Source organism: Streptomyces caatingaensis, from assembly GCF_001187435.1.
GTDB lineage: Bacteria > Actinomycetota > Actinomycetes > Streptomycetales > Streptomycetaceae > Streptomyces > Streptomyces caatingaensis.
On record NZ_LFXA01000002.1, the window covers coordinates 261,631 to 284,588 of the forward strand.

The 22,958-nt window shown below is 69.2% G+C and carries 24 protein-coding genes; 17 read left to right on the plus strand and 7 right to left on the minus strand.

The features are described from left to right. Positions 1-49: 49 nt before the first annotated feature. The 4 genes from AC230_RS01960 to AC230_RS01975 form a co-directional block, all read right to left on the minus strand. Positions 50-1,513, minus strand: coding sequence for an SCO6881 family protein (locus AC230_RS01960; RefSeq protein ID WP_049714169.1), 1,464 nt, complete (start codon positions 1,511-1,513; stop codon positions 50-52). A gap of 31 nt (positions 1,514-1,544) precedes the next feature. Continuing rightward, positions 1,545-2,249, minus strand: coding sequence for a hypothetical protein (locus tag AC230_RS01965; protein WP_049714170.1), 705 nt, complete (start codon positions 2,247-2,249; stop codon positions 1,545-1,547). Next, positions 2,249-2,557: a DUF6112 family protein gene (locus AC230_RS01970; RefSeq protein ID WP_049714171.1), complete on the minus strand. Its 309-nt coding sequence runs from the start codon at positions 2,555-2,557 to the stop codon at positions 2,249-2,251. Before AC230_RS01970 ends, AC230_RS01965 begins: the two co-directional genes overlap by 1 nt. A gap of 232 nt (positions 2,558-2,789) precedes the next feature. Then, on the minus strand, positions 2,790-3,944 hold the full coding sequence (locus AC230_RS01975) for a C40 family peptidase (RefSeq protein WP_049714172.1): 1,155 nt from the start codon (positions 3,942-3,944) through the stop codon (positions 2,790-2,792). 498 nt (positions 3,945-4,442) lie between these two features. Here AC230_RS01975 and AC230_RS01980 point away from each other — a divergent pair, with 498 nt between their 5' ends. The 15 genes from AC230_RS01980 to AC230_RS30570 all read left to right on the plus strand — a co-directional run bounded on the left by AC230_RS01980 (position 4,443) and on the right by AC230_RS30570 (position 16,432). Continuing rightward, positions 4,443-5,204 (plus strand): DNA-methyltransferase, encoded by a 762-nt coding sequence (locus tag AC230_RS01980; protein WP_049714173.1) that lies wholly within the window; start codon positions 4,443-4,445, stop codon positions 5,202-5,204. A gap of 206 nt (positions 5,205-5,410) precedes the next feature. Continuing rightward, entirely contained in the window at positions 5,411-5,980 is a 570-nt protein-coding gene (locus tag AC230_RS01985) for a DUF4913 domain-containing protein (RefSeq protein WP_198535381.1), read from the plus strand. Positions 5,981-5,987: 7 nt separating this feature from the next. Then, positions 5,988-6,479 carry a hypothetical protein gene (locus AC230_RS01990; RefSeq protein ID WP_049714175.1) on the plus strand — a complete coding sequence of 164 codons (492 nt, stop codon included), beginning with the start codon at positions 5,988-5,990 and terminating at the stop codon, positions 6,477-6,479. Further along, positions 6,476-7,090 (plus strand): DUF3631 domain-containing protein, encoded by a 615-nt coding sequence (locus AC230_RS30560; protein ID WP_078870877.1) that lies wholly within the window; start codon positions 6,476-6,478, stop codon positions 7,088-7,090. Before AC230_RS01990 ends, AC230_RS30560 begins: the two co-directional genes overlap by 4 nt. Beyond that, the gene (locus AC230_RS02000) at positions 7,087-7,776 is read left to right on the plus strand and encodes a hypothetical protein (protein ID WP_049714177.1); all 690 of its coding nucleotides are present in this window, start codon (positions 7,087-7,089) and stop codon (positions 7,774-7,776) included. The genes AC230_RS30560 and AC230_RS02000 overlap by 4 nt, the downstream gene beginning before the upstream one ends. Positions 7,777-7,830: 54 nt before the next feature. Then, on the plus strand, positions 7,831-8,634 hold the full coding sequence (locus tag AC230_RS02005) for a hypothetical protein (protein ID WP_049714178.1): 804 nt from the start codon (positions 7,831-7,833) through the stop codon (positions 8,632-8,634). A gap of 139 nt (positions 8,635-8,773) precedes the next feature. After that, on the plus strand, positions 8,774-9,265 hold the full coding sequence (locus tag AC230_RS02010) for a hypothetical protein (RefSeq protein WP_049714179.1): 492 nt from the start codon (positions 8,774-8,776) through the stop codon (positions 9,263-9,265). Positions 9,266-9,304: 39 nt separating this feature from the next. After that, positions 9,305-9,727 (plus strand): hypothetical protein, encoded by a 423-nt coding sequence (locus tag AC230_RS02015; protein ID WP_049714180.1) that lies wholly within the window; start codon positions 9,305-9,307, stop codon positions 9,725-9,727. Positions 9,728-9,814: 87 nt separating this feature from the next. After that, positions 9,815-10,684, plus strand: a complete 870-nt coding sequence (locus AC230_RS02020; RefSeq protein WP_049714181.1) for a winged helix-turn-helix transcriptional regulator — start codon at positions 9,815-9,817, stop codon at positions 10,682-10,684. Positions 10,685-10,907: 223 nt separating this feature from the next. Beyond that, complete coding sequence (locus AC230_RS02025) at positions 10,908-12,653, plus strand: SpaA isopeptide-forming pilin-related protein (RefSeq protein ID WP_049714182.1); 1,746 nt, start codon at positions 10,908-10,910, stop codon at positions 12,651-12,653. Positions 12,654-12,960: 307 nt separating this feature from the next. Then, the gene (locus tag AC230_RS34605) at positions 12,961-13,641 is read left to right on the plus strand and encodes an SPDY domain-containing protein (RefSeq protein ID WP_422125554.1); all 681 of its coding nucleotides are present in this window, start codon (positions 12,961-12,963) and stop codon (positions 13,639-13,641) included. A 246-nt stretch (positions 13,642-13,887) separates the two neighbouring features. Next, positions 13,888-14,277: an SPDY domain-containing protein gene (locus AC230_RS02030; RefSeq protein WP_049714183.1), complete on the plus strand. Its 390-nt coding sequence runs from the start codon at positions 13,888-13,890 to the stop codon at positions 14,275-14,277. 44 nt (positions 14,278-14,321) lie between these two features. Then, entirely contained in the window at positions 14,322-14,600 is a 279-nt protein-coding gene (locus AC230_RS02035) for a hypothetical protein (RefSeq protein ID WP_078870879.1), read from the plus strand. Positions 14,601-14,788: 188 nt separating this feature from the next. Further along, positions 14,789-15,394: an SPDY domain-containing protein gene (locus AC230_RS02040; RefSeq protein ID WP_277816840.1), complete on the plus strand. Its 606-nt coding sequence runs from the start codon at positions 14,789-14,791 to the stop codon at positions 15,392-15,394. A gap of 168 nt (positions 15,395-15,562) precedes the next feature. Beyond that, positions 15,563-16,432, plus strand: a complete 870-nt coding sequence (locus tag AC230_RS30570) for an SMI1/KNR4 family protein (RefSeq protein ID WP_078870880.1) — start codon at positions 15,563-15,565, stop codon at positions 16,430-16,432. Between the two features lie 83 nt (positions 16,433-16,515). Here the strand turns inward: AC230_RS30570 and AC230_RS02050 are convergent, their stop codons facing one another. Next, positions 16,516-18,321, minus strand: coding sequence for a hypothetical protein (locus AC230_RS02050; RefSeq protein WP_049714186.1), 1,806 nt, complete (start codon positions 18,319-18,321; stop codon positions 16,516-16,518). A gap of 535 nt (positions 18,322-18,856) precedes the next feature. Between AC230_RS02050 and AC230_RS02055 the strand changes: the two genes are divergently transcribed. Together AC230_RS02055 and AC230_RS02060 are read left to right on the plus strand one after the other, a co-directional pair. Next, positions 18,857-19,111 (plus strand): hypothetical protein, encoded by a 255-nt coding sequence (locus tag AC230_RS02055; protein ID WP_049714187.1) that lies wholly within the window; start codon positions 18,857-18,859, stop codon positions 19,109-19,111. A 292-nt stretch (positions 19,112-19,403) separates the two neighbouring features. Then, entirely contained in the window at positions 19,404-20,627 is a 1,224-nt protein-coding gene (locus AC230_RS02060; protein ID WP_157868482.1) for a hypothetical protein, read from the plus strand. Between the two features lie 108 nt (positions 20,628-20,735). On the opposite strand, the gene AC230_RS02065 is transcribed toward AC230_RS02060, so the two are convergent. Then, positions 20,736-21,137: a hypothetical protein gene (locus AC230_RS02065; protein WP_049714189.1), complete on the minus strand. Its 402-nt coding sequence runs from the start codon at positions 21,135-21,137 to the stop codon at positions 20,736-20,738. Positions 21,138-21,222: 85 nt separating this feature from the next. Continuing rightward, complete coding sequence (locus tag AC230_RS02070) at positions 21,223-22,953, minus strand: relaxase/mobilization nuclease domain-containing protein (protein ID WP_049714190.1); 1,731 nt, start codon at positions 22,951-22,953, stop codon at positions 21,223-21,225. Positions 22,954-22,958: the final 5 nt, after the last annotated feature.

Sequence of the window (22,958 nt, forward strand, 5' to 3'; positions counted from 1 at the left end):
CCGCAGTGGACTGGGTCGGCGGGTGCCCCAGGGGGTGGGGGACGGTGGGTCAGCTGCCGGTCGCGGGAGGCGACGGCGGGGCGGCCGTCTCGCCGGACCGGGTGGCGGGCTGTGGCCTGGGCGTGGAGACCGCGGGACCCTGCGGAGTCGGGGCTGGCGGTCCCTGCCCGATCAGACCGGAGCCGGAGGCCAGACTCGCTCCCGGCTGGCTACCCGCGGCCATGAGGCCGGACTGCTGCGCCGGCATGCCGTTGCCCTGGCCCGTCAGTCGGCCGGACTGCGGGGAGGAGGATCCGCTGTCGTCCGCGGCGAACCGCGGGGGAGGCGTGGGCGTCGGCTCGTCGCCCGAGCCGCCCTCGCCGTGGCTCCCGGAAGATCCCGACCCGGGACCGGACGTCCCGCTGCTCGTTCCCGAACCGGAGTCGTTATCCGAATCCGAGTTGGAACCTGATCCGGAGCTGGAGGGAGCTGCCTTGGCCAGCAGCTGGCCGGGGACCTGCGGCGGGCCCTGCGGGGCTGCCGCGGCCAGAGCGGCACCGCCGCCACCTCCGGCCGACATGGCCATGGCCTTGCGGCCGACGCCCTGGGCGGTACGGGACGCAGCCGCCATACCGGCGCCGCCGGAACGGTGGAGGTCCTCGCCGTGACCATCAGCGGCCCAGTGCACGAACCGGTACGTGATGTACGGGCACAGCAGCACCATGACCATCACGACGATGCCGGCCATCGCATCGGAGACGGCGGCGAGCCCGTCCTTCGCATCGGTCTTGCCCATGGCGGAGACACCCAGCAGGAAGACGATCGTCATCAAGAGCTTCGAGACCACGAGCGTCGCGGTGGCTTCGATCCAGCCCTTGCGCCACCGCTTGGCGACCTCCCAGCCGCCGCCCGCGCCGGCGAAGCAGGCGAGGGTGACCAGGACGAGGATGCCGACCTTGCGGACCATCATCACGCACCAGTAGAGGAACGCTCCGATGGCGGCGCCGATCGCCACGAACGTCGGTACCAGCCACCCCAGTTCGTACATGCCGCCGTACTGGGAGACCTTGATCATGCGGCGGACGGAGTCCGCGATCGAGGAGTGCCCGGCCTTGAACAGGCCGTCCGATAGTGCGTCGACGACGGTGAGGGCGACTGTGGTGAACGCGATGGCGCCGAAGGCGAACATCACGCCGACCAGCGTGCCGCTGAGCGCCTGGCTCAACGCCTGGCCGTCTCGTTTCCAGGCGGCTCGCACCAGCTGCATACAGAACGTGCCGACGATCACCAGGAGGGCGATCGGCAGGATCAGTTCGTAGTTGTCTCTGAACCATCCTGCGTTGAGATCGACCTTGGTGGTGGTGTCGACGGCCTTGGCGGCCAGGTCGGCCGCCGAGGCCGCGAGTTCGCCGACGCTCTTGGCGATCCACGCGCCGAGACCCTCGGTGATGGACTTGCCGGGGTCGGCGACGAAATCGATCGCGTCGACCGCCTTGCAGACGTTGTCCACCAGCGGGAGATTGCAGAAGCCCACAGGTATTTACCTCCTTCCTGCTGGGCGTGGGTCAGGGGGCGACGCGGGGGGAGACCCCGGACAGGGCGCAGTTGCGGTCGGGGCGGCACTGGACGGCGAGCGTGATCGCCCGGCCCTCGGCGCCGGCTCCGCCGCCGCGCCAGGAGATGGACTGCTTGCCGCTGACGGTGACCACGTAGACGTACGCCTCGGTGATGGCGCCGGGGTTGTCGCCGAGCGCCTTCGTGAACGCCTGCGGCATGTGTCCTTCGGCGATCTTCGCGGTGGCGTACTGGCCGTTGTCGTGCATCCGTGACCACAGCGTCGGGTCGGGGACCTGCGAGGCCACCGAGTCCCAGTCGGTGTACTTCGACTCCTTCGTCATCCATGCCTTTAGCCCGGCTAGGTGCTGCGGCTGGGTGGCCTGGCGGGTGTCGTAGGACCACAGGGCACCGGCAGCGGCCTTGGCGAACTCCACCGGGTCATGGGTGGACGGCGGCTTCGGCACGGCGCCGCTGCCCTCACCGTCGGCCGAGGCTGTCGGCGAGGGGCTGCTGCTCGCGGAGACTGGAGGGGGCGAGGTGGCGGGCTTGTCGGTGTCGGTGGTGAGGTAGGCGGTCAGCCCGGCCGCACCGGCCAGGACCGCCAGGGCCGCGATGCCGGCGGCCAGGCGCCGGTTCATCGACCACGAGGCCGTCCGCGAGGTCAGCGCGGCGAAGCGTGGGGTGCGCGGGCGCTTGAAGTGACGTTTCGGCATTAGTGGACCTGCGTCCCGAGCGTGCTGAAGAACGACACGATGCCGTTGGCGGCGCCGAGGCCGAGCGCGCAGCCGGCGCTCACGACCGCGCCCTTCTTCCCGTTGGCTTCGGCCTGGTGGCCGCCGGTGTAGTGGCCCCAGGCCCACACGGCCAGGCTCACGGCCAGGGCGCCGACGATCGCGATGATCGCGAAGAGGTTGATCGAGGAGATGACGTCCTTCAGGACGGACAGGCCCGGAAGCCCGCCCTCCTTCGGGCTGATGCCCGGGTTGTAGGCGAGGTAGCGGACATGGTCGAGCGTGGGCACAGACGAGCTCCTTGCGGGCACGCCGAAACGGCATGCGAAAGCGACGAAAGAACAGGGGGAGAGGGGAGGCGAGCGCCTCGGAGAGGGGGAAATACCGCAGTGGGCTACAGGTGCAGATCTCGGCCCGCTTGCCGGAAGGGGCGGTCGCCGACGTGATCTGCTTCCCTGGCGCAGGGGTCGTGCCCTGGGTATGGGGGCCGAGCGGCGTCGGAGAAAGAGGCTTGCGCTGCGATCAGTTGAGGATGCGGCGCGCGGCGAGGATCTGGGGCTTCCAGTTCGCGAGCGTGGTGATGCGCACGACGTCACCGGTCTTCGGCGCATTGATGATCAAGCCGCTGCCGATGTACATCCCCACGTGCTCGGGCACGGCCGCGGTGCCCCGGGTGAAGAGCAGGTCCCCGGGCTTGAGCGAGCTGACCGAGACGGCCTTGCCCTCGTTCACCTGGGTGTAGGTGGTGCGGGAGATGTTCACGCCGGCGGCGCGGTAGGCCATCTGCATCAGCGAGCTGCAGTCGCACCGGCCCATCGGGTCCGGCCCGTGCGAGTTTTCGCAGGTGCCGCCCCACTGGTACGGGGTGTCCAATTGGCCGAGCGCCCATCGGATCGCGGTCTGGATCTTCTTCGGGGCGTCCTTGGGAATCGCATAGCCCTTGGGCACCGCGCCCGGCGGGATCGTGCCGAAGCTGCTCCCGTCCGCTCCGGTGGCACAACCACCCTTGCCGGCCGTGGAGTCCTTCTTGTCCTTGCCGGCGGTCTTGCCGTCCTCGGGCTTGGACTTGCCGCCATCCGGCAGCGTCTTGGTGATCGCGGACTGCAGGGCACGAGCCAGCGGCTCCCACTGCGCGTACGCATCAGGGAATGCCGAACGCTGGACGGCCTGCGCGGCCTGGGTGACCGTCATCGACTCCCACCCGCGCACCTCCAGCAGCGCCTTGTAGAACTTCGTGGACGCATACACCGGGTCGCGCACCTGGGCGGGGGTACCCCAGCCCGCGGACGGCCGCTGCTGGAACAACCCGAGCGAATCCAGATCGCCGTAGTTGAGGTTGCGGAGCCGGGATTCCTGCATGGCGGTGGCCAGGGCGACGATCTGTCCGCGCTCGGGAATGTGCATGGCCACGCCCGTGGCCACGATCGTCTTGGCGTTGGGGATCTGCTCGGCGGGCAGATCGAGTCCCTCGACGGAGACCTTCCCGCCGCCCTTCCCGCCAAGGATGTCCTTGACCTGTTTGGCGACCGCTTCGGCGTCGACCGATCCGGCCTCGCCTCCGCAATCACCGTGGGCGGCACTGGCTGCGCCGCCGCCGGCTGCGGCGACTGCGGCGGTGCCGGCCAGCAGCAGCGGGCTGAGAACCGCGACACCGATGGTCGCGACGACGGCCTTCAACGCCACCTGCCCGGCCGGTCAGAAAGGGCCCGGGGCGGCGGAATGGCTGGATGAGGGCATGGGTGTGCCAAGGCGTTGTCTTTCGCGTGGAGCCGTCCGGGCGTGCGCTTGGTCCAAAGGCGCCCGGAACAGGTCTGGTTGCTGGTGGTGCGACAAGCCGGCGCGGGGGAGTTGCAGCTCCCGGGCCGCGTCCGGGGCATGTGTCAGGTGCTCAGTGGCATGACGAAGAGACCTCTCCTAAAGGGAGCCGGGAATTGAGGGGTGCCGTCCGGTGTGACCGGGGCGGGCATGACCAGAACTGTAGGGACGGAATCCCGGTTGACCAAAGGATTCGGCGACCGGAAATGAATTCAGGGAAGTTTTCCCTCTGCCCGGGGTCAACCGGGTTTTTGGGCCTACAGTTTGGAGTCGCCTCGCAGCCGCCGTCTGGATCACCAGGGCGTGCTTCTATGCGAGCGCTCTCAGTTCCCTCTCGCACCCTTTGAACGGGACCTCGTCATGTCTTTTTCCCTGCACCAGGGCGACGCTCTGTCCGTACTGGCCACGCTGCCCGACAACAGCGTGGACGCCGTGATCACCGACCCCCCGTACAACTCCGGCGGTCGCACGGCCAAGGAACGCACCTCCCGCACGGCACGGCAGAAGTACACCTCGACCGACGCCGAACATCAGCTGGCGGACTTCCCCGGCGAGAACATGGACCAGAGGTCCTTCACGTTCTGGCTGACGCAGATCCTCACCGAGGCACACCGGGTGACGAAGCCGTCGGGCACGCTGCTGCTGTTCACCGACTGGCGCCAGGCAGGCTCCATGTCGGACGCCCTCCAGGCGGGCGGCTGGACGTGGCGGGGCACGCTGGCCTGGCACAAGCCCCAGGCCCGGCCGCAGAAGGGCCGCTTCAAGCAGTCCTGCGAGTTCATCCACTGGGCATCCAAGGGCGCGGTCGACGCCGACCGCAACCCGGTCTACCTGCCCGGCCTTTACACCGGATCCCAGCCGCGCAAGGGCCGCCAGCACATCACGCAGAAGCCCGTTGAGGTGATGCGGGAACTGGTGAAGATCTGCCCGCCCGGCGGCACCATCCTCGACTTCTGCGCCGGCTCCGGATCCACCGGCGTCGCCGCCCTGCTGGAAGGCTACGACTTCATCGGTATCGAGAAGACGAAGCACTACACGGACATCGCCGAGAACCGGCTCACCGAGGCTCTCCACGCGGTCTCTTCGCAGGACGATTACGCCCTCGCTGGCCCAACCGAGTAACCGACGATGTCCACCGGCGGAGCCACGGGCTCTGCCCTTAGCGGATACGGGATGGCCAATACCGCCTGCTTATAGCGCCCGGATACCGGTTACCTAAACCGGCCGGAGTCCGGACGCTGGCGTTCACTGAACTCGCCCTGTTGGAAAGAAGCTTTGTGTCTGATTCCCCCGACCCCTCCACGGGAGAAATCCCGGAGCCGGTCCGTATGACGGACCTCGACCTGGCTGATCTGTCCGCGAGCGTGCGCCGGCTGATCGACCAGTCCCAGGAGCAAGCCCGCGTCCTGGACCACCTGGCCGCCGACCCGCCGCCGATACCACTGCCAGGACCCGACTTCGGCGGCTTCGCTCCTGGCCCGGGACCGGCCGGTGGCGGTGAACCGCTGTTCATCATGGCCATGGAGGGCCAGGCGTACGAGAGCGAGCTCGACGCGCTCACCGACTGGGTCGATGACCTGCTCCTGCCGGTCTACGGCCGGGAGATCACCTCCAGCACCCCCTGGTGCCCCTGGTGGGACCAGCACCCCGAGGCCGTCGCCCGCCTCCACGCCCTGTGGCTGGCCTGGCAGCAGCACATCGACCCCGAGGCTGGCCCGTCGGGCCCCTCGACCTGGCACCGCGACCACCTCGACCACACCATGGCCCAACTCCGAGCACCCGGTGGTCCCTTCGCCGCGTGCACCACGAATCCGTCCCGGCCCGCGCACCGCCTGCTGCCCGGCCCGAAGCCCACCACCGACCCGGTCCCCATCACCGGACACACCCAGGCCGCGTGACGCCGACGTGAGCTTCCCCAAGTTCGCGTTCGCCGCCGACCCCCGCGCCCTGGACGACCTGCGCGAGGCACCGACCGAGATCCGCGACCTTGCGCTCCTTTCCCTGCAGGACCTCGTCCACGGAGAACAACGCGGCCAGCGCCTCGACGACCGGCACGGCCAGGACCTGTCCGACTGCCGCAAGCTCTACGTCGACGCCAAGGTCGACTGGCGCATCGTCTACCAGGAACGCCCCGCCCCGGCCGGATCCCTGCACAAGAGGGAGATCTTCCTGGTCGCCATGAGGCCCCGCGCCGGATTCGAGGCATACAACACCGCCTTCCACCGGCTCGGCCGCACACGCACCACCGCCTCCCCCCGCGCCACCGCCGCCCGCGCCCGTTCACCCCGCACGGTGTCGGTGCGCACTTCTGCATCCCCCACGCCCCAGCGCCGCACTGTCCCTGTGGCCACCGCCGCTCCGACGGCCCCGCTCGCCCAGAAAGGCCCTTCCCGATGACGCCCTTCCTCGCTGACTTCCTGATAGACGCCTCCTGCTGCGCACAGCATTGCCTCGACGGGGCCGACGCACGCCTGCCGTACCCGGCGCTCACCCCGACCCTCGACGCCGACGAAGCCCAGCAGGAGGAGCACCGCGCCCGGTGTCGGCAGAAGGCACTCGAGCTGCTGGAGTGTGCGGAAGAGCTCGTCCACCTGCTCAGCGCCACACCGCGCCGCAGCGCAGCCACCAGGGCAGTTGCTGCGCATCCGCCCGCAGGCCGGCACGCACATCACGCGGTGGAATGCAGCCAGGGCGATACGGGAATCCTTCGAGCTTGCCGTGAGGTGTTCGCCGCCCACGGAGACCCGGGAGCCCTGCCCACGACGGACATCGTGGAGGCCCTGCGCTCGACGAAGGGGCCTGCCTTGGGCACCTGGCAGCGCGAAGACCTCACCCCCCGACGCCTGGCCATCCTGCTGTCTCCCTACAACATCCGTTCACACAACATCCGCGTGCCCGACGGCACCCAGCGCAAGGGCTACCAGCGCTCCGAGTTCACCGCCGCGCTGCGCCGACACCGCCCGGACCTGTCGGTCAATCCCGCCCGCCATGACGAGCGCACCGCGTGAGCACCACGAGAACTTCCCCGAAGGCGCTGACCTCCCTCGATGCACGGGTGGAGAGCGCAACGGGCTGGAGCATCGACGCACTGTGGGAGACCGGCGTCCATGCCGAGGAGGGGCTCGCGGACGTGGTGGCCGCGCACCGCGCGCTGGCGGACGCGGAGCGGGGTGTCACCTTCTACCGCACCCTGCTCCACCGGCTCTCCAACGGCGAGTTCGAGGTCGAAGACGCCCTCTTCCAGCGCATCGACCGCACCGTTGCGCAGCTGCAGGATGCCGCCGCCCAGCGTGACGAGCGCGCCGCTGAACTGATGTGCACGCTCAAGCCCTTCGAAGAACGGAACCGGCCCCGCCTGGCGCCACCCGGGGCCGATCTTCTCCAGGCCGACTACGCCGCGTTGGTGGCCATCGCCCCCGGCGGCGCGGTACTGCGCGAGCACCTGCTCACTCACCGCATGTCCGTGACCACCCCCTCCGGCAACCGCGTCACTTGGCCCGCCTTCCAGCGGCTCGAAGCACAGGGCCTGGTGAACCGGGACATCACACGGCCTCTGCACGCCGGGCAGCCCATCACGCTGACCGATGCCGGCCGCGCCTGCCTGACCCGCACCCGCCAGAGCCCACCCGCGGCACAGACCGCCCCGACCGCTGCGCCCGTGGCTGCGCAGACGGCCCAGCCGCGGCGACGCTGACGATGCCGACGCCACGGTTCACCGCCGTGGACGACACCTGATCGAAGAACACCGTTGAACCATCCCGAACGCGACCTGCCCGACCTTTCCGCTCTGTCCGCCCTGGACTTCCGTCTCGACGGATACACCCTGGCCGACGGGAGCGATGACTACCTCTTCCACGCGCTGACCACGAACCACGACTGCCTCGCTCCGCTGGTCACCCACCACACCGACGACGGCCGGAACAGTTACCTCGTCCTGCATGACACAGCGGCCACCTGGGACATCCCCGGCAGCCCGCAGCTGCTGGCCATGACGCTGACCCGGGACCCGGACAACCGGACCTTCCGCTTTGACGCCGAGCGCCATCCCCTGATCTCCCTGGCTCAGCGGTGGCTGATCGCCCGAGGAGCGGCACCGGATGCCGTCCGCATGCCGCCGGAGCGCACGGGAGCACGACCGGCCGATTCACTCACCACCGTCCTGGAAGAACAGCTGATGACCTCCGGCACCCGGTACGACGTCGTCGAGCACTACACCGACGACTGCACCGAGTACGAGACGTCCGTGCTGGTCCACGACACCGACCCCACCAGCGTCGGCAAGCCGTACCGCCTCTTTCTCGAAACGTGGTCACCCGACAGCCCGACCTACACCCTGCGCGAAGGAGCCTTCCCCGACGTCGAAGCCGCATGGGAGTGGATGGAGAACCGCGAGGGACCCCTTCCGGCGCCACGCACCCCTCTCCCCGCCGTGCTCGCCACGCCCAGGGCCGGGGCCGCCCGCACCACTACCCGCAGATCGCCCCAGCCGCCCCCGGCGTCTCTCCTGCCCGCCAAGCCGCCGACACCTCCCTCGCCAGGGCTCCGGCGCTGACCGGGTGGGTCTGCCCACAGCCGCCCCAGCCAGGCGGTGGCGGGTGCCTGCTTATAGCGCGCGATCACCGGTTATCCAAACCGGCCGTCATCCAGACCCTGGAAGCACTGCCACCTTTATGCGCCCAGGGAGTTGATCTATGAGTGACGACGAGGTGCTGGCACTGTTCGGCGCGCGGATCGAGCAGTCCCTCGGTCGCACCCTCACCGACCTCCAGCAGCACACCGCGACCACACCGCACCCGGAAGCGGGCCTCGCGGAGATCGTGGAGGCGTACGCCCGGCTCTCCGAATTGCAGCAGACGCTGGACGGCCACCACGACGTGCTGCTCGAACGACTCGGCGCAGCGGAAGACGGCCCGGGTGAAGCCGACGGATGGCAACTGCTGGAGGCCGCGGGCGCGGTCACCGAGGCGATGGCCACCCGTGATGCCCAGGCCACGGCCCTGCTCCGCCTCGTCGACCGCCACGCCTCCCTTCCCATGGCCGGACCGGTGGCGGCGCAAGCCCGACGGGCGGCCGTGGCCATCAGCCACTCCCCGAACTACCCGCTTGCGACCGTGCCAGTACCGGCCGCGAGCACCACACCGCCGACCGTCACCCGCACCGAGGCGCCGACCCGCCGCCGGTGACCCCCCTTTTTCCGCCTTGTCGTTGATGTTGAGGTTTGTGTGAGCATTGCTCTGCGCCCGTCCAGCAAGGACGGCGTCATCGAGGCCGCCTTCGGCCGCAGCATGGAAGAACTGCACCAGCTGCAGGCCGCCGCGTCGGTCTCGCCGGCCGTGCAGCGCATGCTGGAGCTGCGGCGGTTTCTCACCGTGGCCGAAGGCCACCTGGACGAGGTCCGTGACCGCCTCCACACGGCCACCGCGCCCGGCCAGGAACCGGCGGCCGAGGACCTGGCCGTCGACATCCAGTGGCTGGCGGCAGCCACCACGGCCAAAGCCCAGTATGCCCAGGCCATCGACGAGCTGCTGCGCACCATGCCCACCAGGTCCTCCCGGCCTGCGCCTGCCCGCCCCGTGGCCACCGTCCTGCCGGTCCCGTCGGCGGCACCGGCCTCCACCACGCCCGCCCTACATCGCAATCGCTGACGCCCCGACGCCGGTACTCAGCCCCCTTCCCCAGCGTCGTGTGCAACCGCTGCCCGTGCCCGCTGACCTTCTGCAAGGAGCCCTTCGGTGACCGCCACCACCGTCACGTCCCCGACCTCCCGCATCAACGATCTGCAGCGCGTGGAGGAGTCCCTGGCGATGATCGCCCCGCGCTGGAGCGTGTGGACGCTGCAGACCCTCCAGCAAGCCGGCCGCCTGCGCTACCACGAGGTGCGCGAGAAGCTGCCCTGGCTGAAAGATCCCGCTGTCTCCCAGCGACTGGCGGCCCTGGCCGACCACGGACTCCTCGACCGCACCGCCACCGACGGACGCCCGGTCTACTACTCCCTCACCGACCGAGGACGCGAACTCGCCCCCGCCCAGGACGCGCTGGCCGCCTGGGCCGACTCATGCCTGGAGAACACCGGCCCCACCGCCCGCGCCGAGCAGGTCGAGGACGCCCTCAAGCTGATCACCCCGCGCCACGCCACCGCCGTCCTGTGGGCACTGCGGACCTACGGCCCGATGCGCAGCGGCGAGCTGGCCCGCGAAGTAGCCCCCGGCCTGTCCCCGATGGTGATCACCTCCCGGCTGCGGCAGCTGGGCGCCGACGGTCTCGTCGAGCGCGTCACCGACAACCACCGCTCGCCCTACCAACTCACCGCCGCGGCCCACGCCCTGGGCCCGGCCTACACCACGCTCTCAGCGTGGGCCGCAGGAAGGCCGCCCACTACAGCACACCCCGTCTGGGCACCCGCCCAGGCCACTGACCATGCGCAGGACGGGCAGGTGCGACGGTCAGTGGCTGCGGCCGCCGTCGCCACCAGCCCCCGCACCACCCCGGCCATCACCGCACAGCGCACACCGCCCTCGTGGCGGCATGCCGACATGTTCTCCCACACCACCCGCCACGCGCCCATCGTCCCGGCCCCGGCGACGAGCGGGCGGTCACGATGACGAACGCCACCCCCTCATGCCGGTTGCCGAGCACCGGCCGGAGCCGATGACCCTCACGTCGTTCGCTCCCAGCCTTGGACGGACCGCTCACCATAGCCGCACCTCCTGACGGCCCTCTCCTTCCGCTGTCCTTCCGCCTCCAGCCCCGCTGGGCGCGGCTTCACCACACGGTCCCCGCTGCGCGGGACCGGTACCTACCGCATTGCAGGAGCATCACCACCCCATGCGCACCCGCACCACCCCTCGCATCGTCCGGCTGCTGTCGACCGTCGTCGCCGCCGGCGTGGCCGGCACCCTCGCCTGGATGCCGACCGCCCAGGCCGCCGACGCCAAGCCGCTTGACTTCGGGCCCGGCTACGCGATCCCGGACTCCGACGGCAACGCCGCCACCTCCCACATCGGCGCCTACGGTCCGCCCGGCATCAAGGTATGGGGCGACAGCGAGACCTACTGCGCCGACCCCGAGCGCAAGGGCCCCCAGGCCGCCGGCGGCTACACCGGCCCGAAGACCGTCACCCACTGGACGTCCTCCGAGACCAGCCAGGCGGTCCCCGACTCCCACGTCGCCTACGCCTCCTACGTGATCGGCAAGTACGGCCAGACGCAGTCCGACGAGCAGGCCGCCGCCGTCGACGCCGCGACGTACGAGTTCCTGGCCGGCGGGAAGTACGCCATCAACGGATCCCGAGGCAAGCAGCGCCTGGGCTACCCGAACGTGTCGCCGACAGCCCGCACGCTGGCCGAGGGCTACATCGCCGAAGCAAAGAAGTGCGCCGGCCCCTACACCCTGCACATCAAGCCGAGCGTCGAGACCACCACCACGGGCAAGAAGGTCTCGGTGGCCGTCGAGGTCACCGCCTCCCTGTCCGGTGCCAAGGTCCCCGGCGTCAAGATCGACCTGTCCGAGACCGGATCCGGCACCGCCCGCGGCAGCGTCACCACCGGCAAGGACGGAAGTGCCAGCTGGCAGTTCACCACCGGCACGGCCGGTGAAGCCACGGTGAAGGCGACGGCGAGCGGGCTGCCGGGCTCGCAGCTGAAGGTGCTCGAACCGCGCGACGCCTCGGCCCAGCGCATGCTGCTGGCCGGCGACACCACCGCCGCCGAAGGCACCACGAAGGTCAAGGTCACCCCCGCCACGGGCGGCGTCGAGATCCACAAGACCGACCCGGGCAAGGACACGATGGCCGGCGCCAGTTTCCAGCTCATCGACCCGGCCTCCGGAAAGACCGTTGCTGAAGGCAGGACGAACGCCGCTGGCATCCTCGCCTTCGAGAATCTCGCACCGGGCACGTACCGCCTGCACGAGACCGACAGCGGCGACACGATCCACGCCCTGGTGCCCGACCAGGACATCGTCATCACCGAGGGCCAGTCCGCCAAGGCCCATCCGATCACCGTCGTCGACCCGTTCAAGGACGCCGACCTCCTGGTGAAGAAGATCGACAAGTCGACTGGCAAGGCACTCGCGGGCGCGGTCATCGAGATCGACTCCGACACCGTCGACGCCGCGGGCAAGCACCAGCCGGGCAAGAAGATAGCCGAGCTGACCACCGGCGCGGACGGCACCGCGAAGCTCAAGCTCGGCGTCGACCTCAAGGCGGGCACCCGCTACTGGGCCAAGGAGACCAAGGCCCCCACGCACTACCAGCTGAACAAGACCCCGTCACCGTTCACGGCAAAGCCGGGGGAGCAGGTCGCCGTCACGGTGGAGAACACCCCCGTCCCGCCCACCACACCGCCGACGACCCCTCCCACGACGCCGCCGACCACCCCGCCGCACCGGCCGGACAAGCCCAAGACCCCCGACACCCCGGGCGGAGCACTCGCCCACACCGGTGCTGACACCACCGCATGGGCGCTGGGCGGAGCTACAGCCCTGCTGCTGGCCGGAGGAGGCGCACTGTGGGCAACCCGCCGCCGGCAGAAGACCGCCGCCGAGGATGAGACCACCGAACCCCAGGAGTAGTCCCCGCACGGCTCCTGGCCGGGAAGCCTGAAACCCCTCCCGGCCAGGGACCCACCCCTGTGGCCTCCCCGCCCCGTCGCACGTCTCGCGGCGCTCGCCAGCCGGCGGGCGCCGCCCCGGTTTCCAGGAGCCACCGCTGTCCCCCTCTGTCCGCGAGGACCCGTTCCAGGAGTACCTCGTCTCCCCGCGCCACCTCGCCGGCTCCACCGCCATCGGCGACCCCGGACTCCAGCCCCTGCGCGACCTCGGCTGGGCCCTGCACCACGACGACCTCGGCAACACCTACGTCTCCGCACCAGACCACCGGATCCGCCTGGGCTACCTGCCCGAAGGAGACGACGACGGCCTGTGGCGCATCAGCGCCTACGACGACGCTTTCGGCTCCGTACGCTGGGCCGCAACCTTCAACGACCGCACTCCCACCGAATTCGTCACCGCCTTCACCACCGCCCTCGCCCAGGCATACACCCAAGGCCCCCACGCCTACCTCCACGGCGCGACCAACAAGCCCGCCCAGGCGTTCACTCCGCTGACCGCGGCCGGCTGGCAGCACGACCGGCGCGCCTGGACGGACGAGCTCACCGCCCCCGACAGCCTTGCCCACCTCACCTACGAGCACCTGGCCCCCGACCACGAGAGTGAGATCGCCGGACATCACTCTTGCTGGTGGCTCCGAGGCGGCACCGGTCGCCGCTTCCCCGATTGGTACGCCACCTTCACCACCCACACCCCCACCCAGCTCATCACCGCCACCACCACAGCCATCGCCGACCCCACCCCCGTCACCCGCTACGCCCGCGAGCTGTCCCTCCTCACCCGCAACCACGCCCAACTCACCCCCATACCAACCCCGGTCCCCACACCCCTGGACGTACGCCGCGCACAGGCCGCCCGCGCCCGCACCGCAACCACGCAACACCCTGGAACCGCCGCACTCAGACCCGCACCGCTGTCACCAACAGCAGCGGCCGGACGCCGAGCCCGCTGACCGCACACCCATCCCGCACGAGGCCCTCACCCCCACGGTGAGGGCCTTCGTCATGTCCTCCCCGCGAACACTCCGGAACCGGTCGCCGGGCGACGAACGTCGTGCGTCGGCAGGCGAGATGGCCCTGCAGGTAGTCGATTCGCCCAGGGCAGACGCGGAAGAGCCGTCTCGGACTGGAGAGACGTCGCGGACCCATGTCAAAGTCACCCAGTCCGAAAAACCGCAGGTCAGAGAAGGGATGCCCTCATGACTATCGAGACGACGACACCGGGATTCCGCACCACCCTCGCCGCCCTGCGCCTGCGCGAGTGGCCGATCGGCCCCGGACAGGCCACCCGTGTCCTGGCCCAATTCGACGCCGAGGACTACCACTTCGTGGTCGACGACAGAGCCGACGTCCACGTCTCATCGAAAGACGGCCGCCTCTACCTCGGATACTTCCCCGAAGGCCGGCCCGGGACAGACGGCGAGGGCTGGAAGATCGCCGTCACAGGCACTGCGGACGTGCCCGGCTGGGCAGCGAGCTTTGAGCCGGAGACCCCAGCCGAACTCATCGCCGCCTTCGTCGCAGCGGTGATCTCCACCTCTCGACCCGCCGCCCCATACAGAACGACCGCAGCGACCATGACCCGCTGACCCATTCGATCGCGGCACCTGTACACCTACCAAGGAGAACGATCTTGCCCCAAAACATCACCGTGCGAGAGCTCGTCCAGCGTCTGCAGACCTACGACGATGACGCCGTCATCCGCCTCGCCGTCAACCCCGACTTCCCCTTCGCGCACTACCCCGGCACGCTCACCGAGGGACTCGACGACGACGGCCGTCGCGCCGTGTTCCTCGGCGACGGCGGACAGCAGAGCTACCTGCCCCGCCCCGTCGCCGTAGCCCTGCGATGGACCACCGACACTACCGCGCCGCAAACCCGACGCCGCACGGCACGCGCCACGGCACGCTGACCCGGACGCCCACTAACCGCCGCACATGAACGGAGCTCTCCCTGTCCTCGACCGACCCCGAGCAGGCCCCCGGAAGCCAGCGCACCAGCGCCCCAGCCGTCGACGGCGGCCCGTACCTCGTCTCCCCGCGCTACCTCGCCGGCAACGACGGCCTCCTCGGCGACCACGTCACCGACGCCCTCGTCAACATCGGCTGGAGCTGCTGGACCACCCGTACCCAGACCCGCCACCTCCTCGACGCCGACCAACTCCGGGGCGCCGAATGGCTCCCAGGTCACCCGAACGTGCTCTTCGACGGGGACCCTGTGGTGTGGGAGTTCTTCGCCCGCACCGAAGTCACCGCGCCACCTCTGTGGAACGCCTACTTCACCGCCCGCGTCCCCCACGAGCTCGTCACCGCCTTCGCCACCGCACTCGCCACCGCCCCGGACGTCACCGGCGGGATCGAGCCCGGCCGGAGCTCGCTCGAGCCTCTCGCCGACGCCCGCTGGTCCACCGACCCGACCGACGCCGGCAACACCTACTACGCTCCGAAACTCCAGGCATGGGTGACGTACGGAGCGGTCTCCGAGGCCATCGAGGACGGCAACCCCATCCCCGGCCTGCCCGGATACCTCGCCTGGGCCCAAACCGACGACCACCTCCCTCACCAGTGGTGCGCAGCCTTCAGCCCCTCCACCCCGCAGGAGCTCGTCGCCGGGTTCACCACGGCCCTCGCCGACCCCACCCCCGTGTCCCGCTCCGTCCTGCCGCAGGACCCCGGCGGCCACCTCACGATCCGCCTCTCCCGCTGAACTGCACTCGTCACCGCAACACCCACGCGCCTGCGAACTGGGCCTGGAAGCGACCTTGGCTCCGGTGCGGGACCGCCTCCGCGCCTGCCTGGAGCGGCGCCATGGCCTCCATTACGATCCGAGTTCCACGTCATCGACCACGCGACGACCGCAGGGAGACATCGCGCCATGTCCACGACCGTCGACATACCCCCGCACATACAGGAGCGCTGCAACGAGCTGGGCAACGGCGTCAGTTACGCCGTGAAGGTTCTGCGTACGCGGCTCAGTGATGATCCCCTGCTGGGTACTCCGCAGGGCGAGCCGTCCCTGTACACCGTGGAGATCGACGGCGACACCTTCGAGGACTGCCCGGCACTGCAGGTGCACTACGCCTACGGCCCACCCCTGCTGGAAGAGGACCGGGCGGAGATCAGGGGCATCACTGCGACACAGCCGCCCGTCACCGGCGCCGGCGATCGCGACCAGGTACCGGATCCCCGCCTTGAAGAGATCGCGGTACGGCAGGTGACCGGGGCGTGGCAGCGGATCGAGACGTGGCTTCGCGAGCATGCGCCTGTCTCGTTTGCCTCGTTGCAGGCCGGGGCCTCACGGGAGGAGATCGACAGGGCGGAGGGCGAACTTGGTGTCAGGGTTCCCGCCGAGCTGAAGGCCCTGTGGGGACTGCACCGGGGCGTCCATTCCTCTGTGGGTGCGGCGTTCTTGCAGGACAACGCGAAGCTCATGACCATCGCCGAGGCCATCGAACTTCACCGGCACTGGAGAGAGGTCTACGACGACCACTTGTGGGATCGCCGATGGATACCGGTGTGCACGCTTGGCGAGCACAGCTGGTCGTCCGGCCTCTACCTGGATGCCGGGACGGGGGAGGTGTGGTCATGGGACGAGTTCGCCAACCGTCAGGTCGAGTTCGAGTCCTTGACCAGCTACCTGGAGGAGATGGCGGACGCCCTGGAGGTGCCGTCCCTTGCCGGTCCGGACAAGCCCAGCCTGGTCGACGGCGCCCTGGCGTGGGGGCCCGGCAGCGAGCCGGCCTGACCCACGGACCGGACCACGGGACCAAAGACGGGGGTGGGAGCCGGTATGTCGGCTCCCACCCCTTTCGCGTCACGCAGGATGTGTCAGACCTTGCGCCAGGCGCAGGTGGTGTCGGCGTTCGCGCAGTGCTCGAAGCCGGGGTTGCTGACGATGAATCCGTCGTTGTCCAGTAGGCGCCAGATGGTGGGGTTCAGTTTGCGGAATGCCTGTCGGTTCTGGGTGGACTCGATACCGGCCCGGCCGCACTTCTCCTTCCATGTGGGGCCGGTCGTGGCCTTGCGGGTGTCGGCGAGCAGGCCGAAGTTGGCGCTGCCGTCGCCCATTTTGTCGGTGAAGAGCTGGGTGCACTGGTCGCCGTTGGACACCTGGTTGAGGCCGCCGGGGAATCCGCCGCTCTCGTGGGTGGAGGCCATGGCGTATTCGTCGCAGTCCATGGTGCCCACAGAGGCGTCGCTCTGGTGGGCTGTCCAGTTGCCGCAGACCTTGCCGCGGCTGTCGTCAGAGGTCCACGGTTTGCCGGTGTTGGGGTTGGTGACGGTGGTGTCCGGGCCGAGGTAGTGCAGAAGGGAGTCCCACTTCTTCGAGCCGGCGTGGTCGGGCATCTTCTCCTGCATCAGCCAGTAGTACGCGCCGGCGGCCGGGTACAGGTTGGTGTCGACGGTGTAGGTGGGCTTGAAGAACGGCAGGACACAGCCGGGCGAGACACCCTTGAGGATGTCGTCGCAGCGTGGGGCGAGCTCGCGCACGGATGGGACTCCGCTGGTGCCGAAGTTGGCCGTGGCAGGGTTCCCGCCGGCGTCCACGGTGGCGGTGACCGACCATCCGAGGTCGATGGTCTCCTTGCCCGTGCCGGACCAGGTGGTCTGGATGGTTCCCCAGCGCCCGCTGTACGGGTCGGCCGTCGCGGCGTCCCAGTACGCGTCGCCCGCAGTGTTGTTCTGGTTGTCCGCCCAGCGGATGTTCGACGTCACGCAGGACTTGCACGACGACCCGACGTTCCACTTCATGCGGACGCCCTTGAGCTCGGGGTCGATGTGCTGGGGCACCAGCACGATCTGCTGGTCGAACTCGGCGAAGTCCGAGCCGCTGTCGCCCTTCTTCGGGTAGGTCTTGATCCGCTGCTCGATGTTGAAGGTGGCCGTCCCCAGCGCGGGCTTCTTCGGGTCGGTGCTGGTGAAGATCAGTGTGCCGGTGCCGATGCTCTTCATGCAGGCTTCGGTCCGGCTCATGTAGTCCAGGCCGGACGGCTTGTCATAGCACCAGTCGACCAGATCGACGGCCGGTCCCGCGGGCGCCGCCGACCGGAGAGCCTTCTTGGACGGCGGGTTCAGCTCGAAGCACAGCTCGCGACCCTGCGCGTCGGGCTTGCCGCACGTGCGCTTCTTCGTGGGGGCCTTGAGGGTCGTGCCGTCCTTGCGCAGGGTCGGCAGCGCCGGTCCCGGGTCGGTGCGGGTGAACTCGATGGTCTTCTGCGCGAGCGGGTCGATCGTCGAGGAAGCCTGCGGCGCGGGGAACGCCACGTAGGGCTCGATGCGGAAGTTCGCCCACGGGGACCAGTCGGTCTCGTACAGGCTTCCGTCGTAGGCGGAGGTGTGGAAGGTGTAGGTCACGCCCGGCTTCAGCTTGCCGTACGGGACGGTGACCTGCGCGGTCTTCCCCGACGCGACGAAGGGCGACACCAGGACGCCGTACGGGTTGGCGTCGGTGAGTTTGACCTGCGTCTTCGGCTTGCCGTCAGCGTCTGTCGTCCATACCTCGAACGTGAGGTTGGCCGTGTGACCGTCAGCATCGGTGACCGTGTTCCGCAGCACCGTCTCCGGGGTGATGACGCGCCAGGTGCTGCCGGATTTGGTGTACTGCGGGCCAGCCGACGGATTCTTGCCGGACACAGGCCGTGCCCCGGCCGCCGCGGCGTGCTCTGGCCCGGCTGCCGGACGCGACGCCGGAGCTGCCAAAGGGTTGGGCACCGGCGGTAACTCGGTCGCCGTTGCTGTTCCCGCACCCGCGAGAACAGCAAGGACAGCGCCAGCGGCCACGTGCCGCAGTGCCGACAGGGTGCGTATGCGTCTCAACGATCCTCCTCTTCGGGTACGCGTGTTCGATGCAAGCCCACCATGCGTACCTCCCGAGTCATAGACGCGAGATCGCCATTCGCCACGTGCGGCCTTTGCATGGCCGCGAGGCTGAATCCTCTTATATGTGCAGGTAAGTTGCCTTGTGGCGACAGTTGATTGCGCAGCACATGAACGGTGTTGAGGTGACGCAGAGCGCAAAGGCCGCTTCGCGCTGTCGAGTCATCCCGGAGTCACGGTAGGGCGCTGGCGTGATCCGATCGTTCGGTTCGCCGACTCCGACGCCTTCCCGGCGATGAGGGGGTGCCCTGAACCCGCCCCAAGGGCTGAAGGGTGACTGTAGGCTCCCGCCATGCTGATCACTGAATACCGGGGCGAGAGCGCAAACTTGAAGGTGCTCGTGCGGGAGATCGAGGCGGATCCGCACCTCGCTGGAAAATGCTCGCTTGTCCTCACGCCCCTCCGTGAGGACAGACGCGATTCCTTGCGTCACGCACAGTGGGCGGAGCTCGCCGTCTCTGTCGCTGCCGGACTGGCCACGAACGCGCTGTACGATGCCCTCAAGGCCTTGGTCGCGCGCGTGACCGTGGACCTGTGGACGAGGTAGGCCCTCGCCCCGAAGGTGTCAGGGAGGACGCGGAAGGCACGGACCAATGACCGTTCATTCTCCACGCCTGCGGAACTCCAGCGGCGCCGAGCTGAATCTGCGAAGCCAGATCCTCTTCCAGGATCCGACCCGTACTCGTACCAAAGGCCTCGTAACCGCGGTCGGTTCCTGGCACAAGACCTACGTCCATGAGAGTAGTCACTGGGCGCGGTATCACGGCTCTACTGTCGGCGTCCTGCTGAGCCTGTTACGGCGTACGAGGGATCAGCTAGCCGCGTACACGATCTCCCGCATGAGCCAGCAGCAAACCGATTTCCTCCACGAGGGCCGGGCCAGCGGACTGCCTTTTCTCTCCTTCAAGCGCTATCCCCAGCACACAGGCGGAGAGCTGAGATACAACGAGCTGGACTGGCTCAATCTTTACCATGCCTACTACGTTCTGCTGGACCCGGAGGGCCTGACGGAGTTCGATGCTACGTCCTGGGATGTCCGGGCGGCGTTCGAGAATTCCTTGGAAGATGTATGGAGCCAGAGCGCGGGCATGGAGATGGTGGACCGCCCTGAGGACACGCGCGTCAGCGTTGTGGGGCCACTCAAGCTGGTACCCACCTCCGAAGGTCCGCTCAGTACTCGAACCTTGTTTGAGTGTGCGGCGGTGATCGACGAGCTTTTCCAGTTCGAGGGTTCCTTCATGCGGATGGCCGACCCGACGCTGCGGGAGTTCCTGCTCGAGGAGATGAACGGCGAGTACGGGCTTCCGTGGTGTCTTGCGAGCGCTCTGGCGGGGAGGGACCTTGGTGGAAGCGTCGTCCTGGCCCTGATCGACTTCGCACTGAACCCGGTCGTCCCGGGCCTGACCTCTGCCGACCCGTCCGTCGACTGGAGAGAGCTGTACCCTCCCTACCGCTTCGCGGCGGCGGCAAAGGCGATGGCGGGCTGGGAAAGCGACCTGGAATTCCAGCCCCCCAGCCATGAGACGACGGTTCACTTCCAGCGCATGCTGGCCAAACGCAGCGGGCTCCGGATGGGACGTGTGGTATCCCGTCTGTCCGGATTTTCCGCGCTGCGGGAAGCTGCCGCAGTGCCCATGCATCTCGCCACACGCACCCCGGCCGTTTCCCTCCTCTGCGCCTCATACCTGCTCGATCTCCGTGAGGAGGATGTCTGCGCGCTCACCCACTACGGCGTCAATTTCCTGGAGGACCGGGCGCTCAGGTTCATCGACCCCGACCGGAACATGTGGTGGTGTTTCCCCGTGTTCCAGGTGAGCCAGGGCGAGTACCGATGGCCAGCGGAGCACGTAAACCTCAACGAGGCCACGGACCTGTTGATCAGCGCCGCCGTGGCGTCGGCCTACGACGACATTCTGCACGGCACCGGTCCTCTCGCCTCGGATCACCTACCCCGCACGCTGCTTGAAGACCAAGGAGAGGTCGAAGCGCTGAACAAGGTCCTGAGGGACTCGACGGGCCTGGACATCGGTTGGCGTACGGGCCTGAATCCTCGACGCAGGTGAGGGTCAGAAGTGAGCGCAGCCGAACGCTCCTGTGTCAAGAGCTACACCTTTAAGAGCCGACAAGTTAGTGACCGAGGGGCGCATCCCCAACGGTGTGGCCCTCCGGCATCATTCGGCCAAATAGGTTCCGGTGAACGTGCCGTCGTAGCCCATGGTGCGCAGGGCGTGGTTGAAGTCCGGTGCCACGTCCGTGACGGGCCCCATCAGGTCGTCGAACCGTTGGGGCGACATGCGTGGCTCGGGCCAGGTCGAGGTGCAGCGGCAGCGGATGAAGACGCCTTCGACGGTCTTGATCACCATCCATTCCCTTTCAGCCCCGCAGTGGCGGCAGGTGACGGTCGTATTGGCGATGACCAGAGGCCCGGGGTGAGGGAAGGCCATGAACGACGCCGTGGTCCGGTCCACTCGCAAGTCCGTCGGCACGTCGAAGGACTCCGGAGCGGACTGCGCTGCTGCGGGAGCGGCGGGCTCCTGCCCCTGGCGGGCGGTCTTCCTTCTGTGCCAGAACATCCGACGTTCCTCCTGCTGTGCTGCCGTCTGTCATTCCACGATCGGCCGCGGGCGCCCTGCAGAGCTACTTGCGATTTGGTGTGCATCAGAAACTCGTCCGCCCTGCACGGCGGCGGTTTCCGGGAGATGCCGGACGCGCCGTACGGGCAGTGGCTGCCGGCGTCGAGGCGGTCGTGGTCTGCGGGGTGTGGACGGGCAGGTCGGCGATGCGGCGTATGCGCCAGACGAGGACGTCGCTGACGGAGTCGGCCGAGTGCAGCTCGCGCTTGCTGGCGGCTTCACGGAGGAGGGCGGCGGGGTCGGCTCCGGCTCGTGCGGCGTCGTTGAGGGTGGCGGCCAGGGCATCCCATCCGCCCTCGGCGAGCACGGTCTCGGCGAGGTGTGGCAGCACGGTGTGCACGGTCGTCTCGTACCGGGCGCGGGTGGTCCGCGGGAGGCGCCGACCTCGGTGGCGTAGTTCGGTCAGCGGGGCGTGGGCGGTGGTGCGGTAAGCGGCGCGCAGATGGTCGGCGGCCTGGCGGGCGGCTGCGGCCTGCTGGGCGTGCTGGTGCTGGGCGTGCCAGCGGGCCGCGGCCACCACGACGAAGAGCAGAGTGGAGAGCACCATGGCGGTGGCCGCTCCGTCCTCGCCGCGCCCGAGCGACGGGCCGGCGTAGACGATTTCCCGGGCGGCCTTGCGCAGGGCACGTGCTTCGGCGTGCTGGGCGCGAATGTGAGAGCGGCTGGCACGCTCGAAGGCCCTCGCTGCCAGCCGCAGCTCGTCGCGTGTGGTGGCGGCGGAGGTTTTGGCGAGGGCGTCGAGAAGCTCGCCGGTGGCGGAGAGCTGGGCGGCCGCGGCACCGTCGTCGCCCTGGTCGTCGAGGAGGAGAGCGGCCTCCCAGACGGGGCTCGTTGCTGCGCGGCGGGCCGACGCCGGGCCGGTCGGTCGGGACTGGACGGTGTCGCCTTCGCCCAAGTCCGTTGCGGCGAACGGTTCCTTGGTTTCGGGGGTGAGGCGTTCGCGGATGCGGGGGAGGGAGAGGTCGGGAGCCAGCTTCGACCCGGAGTAGAAGACCGGTTCGCCTTGGCCGTTGCGGTCGCCCGGTAGGGCGACGGTGTAGCCGAGCAGGTCGCCGGAGGGGGCGGTGCGGGTGCGCACGAGCAGGCCGGCTGCGGCCAGGCGGTCGAAGAACTCCTGCTCGGTGGCGGCACCGGCCACGGCTCGGCGCACGCTCTCGCGCAGTTCCTCGCGCGGAGTCTGCGCACGGCGCCGGCGTTCGGCCTTGTGCCGCTCGGCGCTGGTGGGCCGTTTCGCGGCGGTACCGTCGCCGGCGTTGACAGCGGTCAGCCCGTACTCGGCTTCGATGAGACGGCATTCGGCCTGAGCGCGCATGCCCGAGCGGTGGTGGTTGGGCATGTGGCCGTCCTCGCGCACCAGGGTGGCGATGATGTGGACGTGATCGTCGGCGTGTCGGACCGCGGCCCATCGGCATCCGGCACCGTCCCCGTCGTCGATGCCGGTGGCCGCGACGACGCGCCGCGCGATCTCACCCCACTCTTGGTCGGACAGGATCCGGTCGCCGGGAGCCGCGCGGACCGAGCAGTGCCACACGTGCTTGCCCGGCCGCAGCTCCTTCCCGATCGCCTGCACCGGCTGGTCGAGAAGGAGCTGGAGCTCCTTGAGTGTGGCGGCCGGGTCGCGGCCGGGGTCGGGGGCGGCGCTGTCGAAGGAGGCGACCAGATGCGGGTCGGTGTGTTCCTCGTGGGTGCCGGGGCCGTAGAGGTAGGAGAGGAGACCGAGAGTGCGGTCGCCCTGCTTGTGGACTCGGGGGATCACGTTGG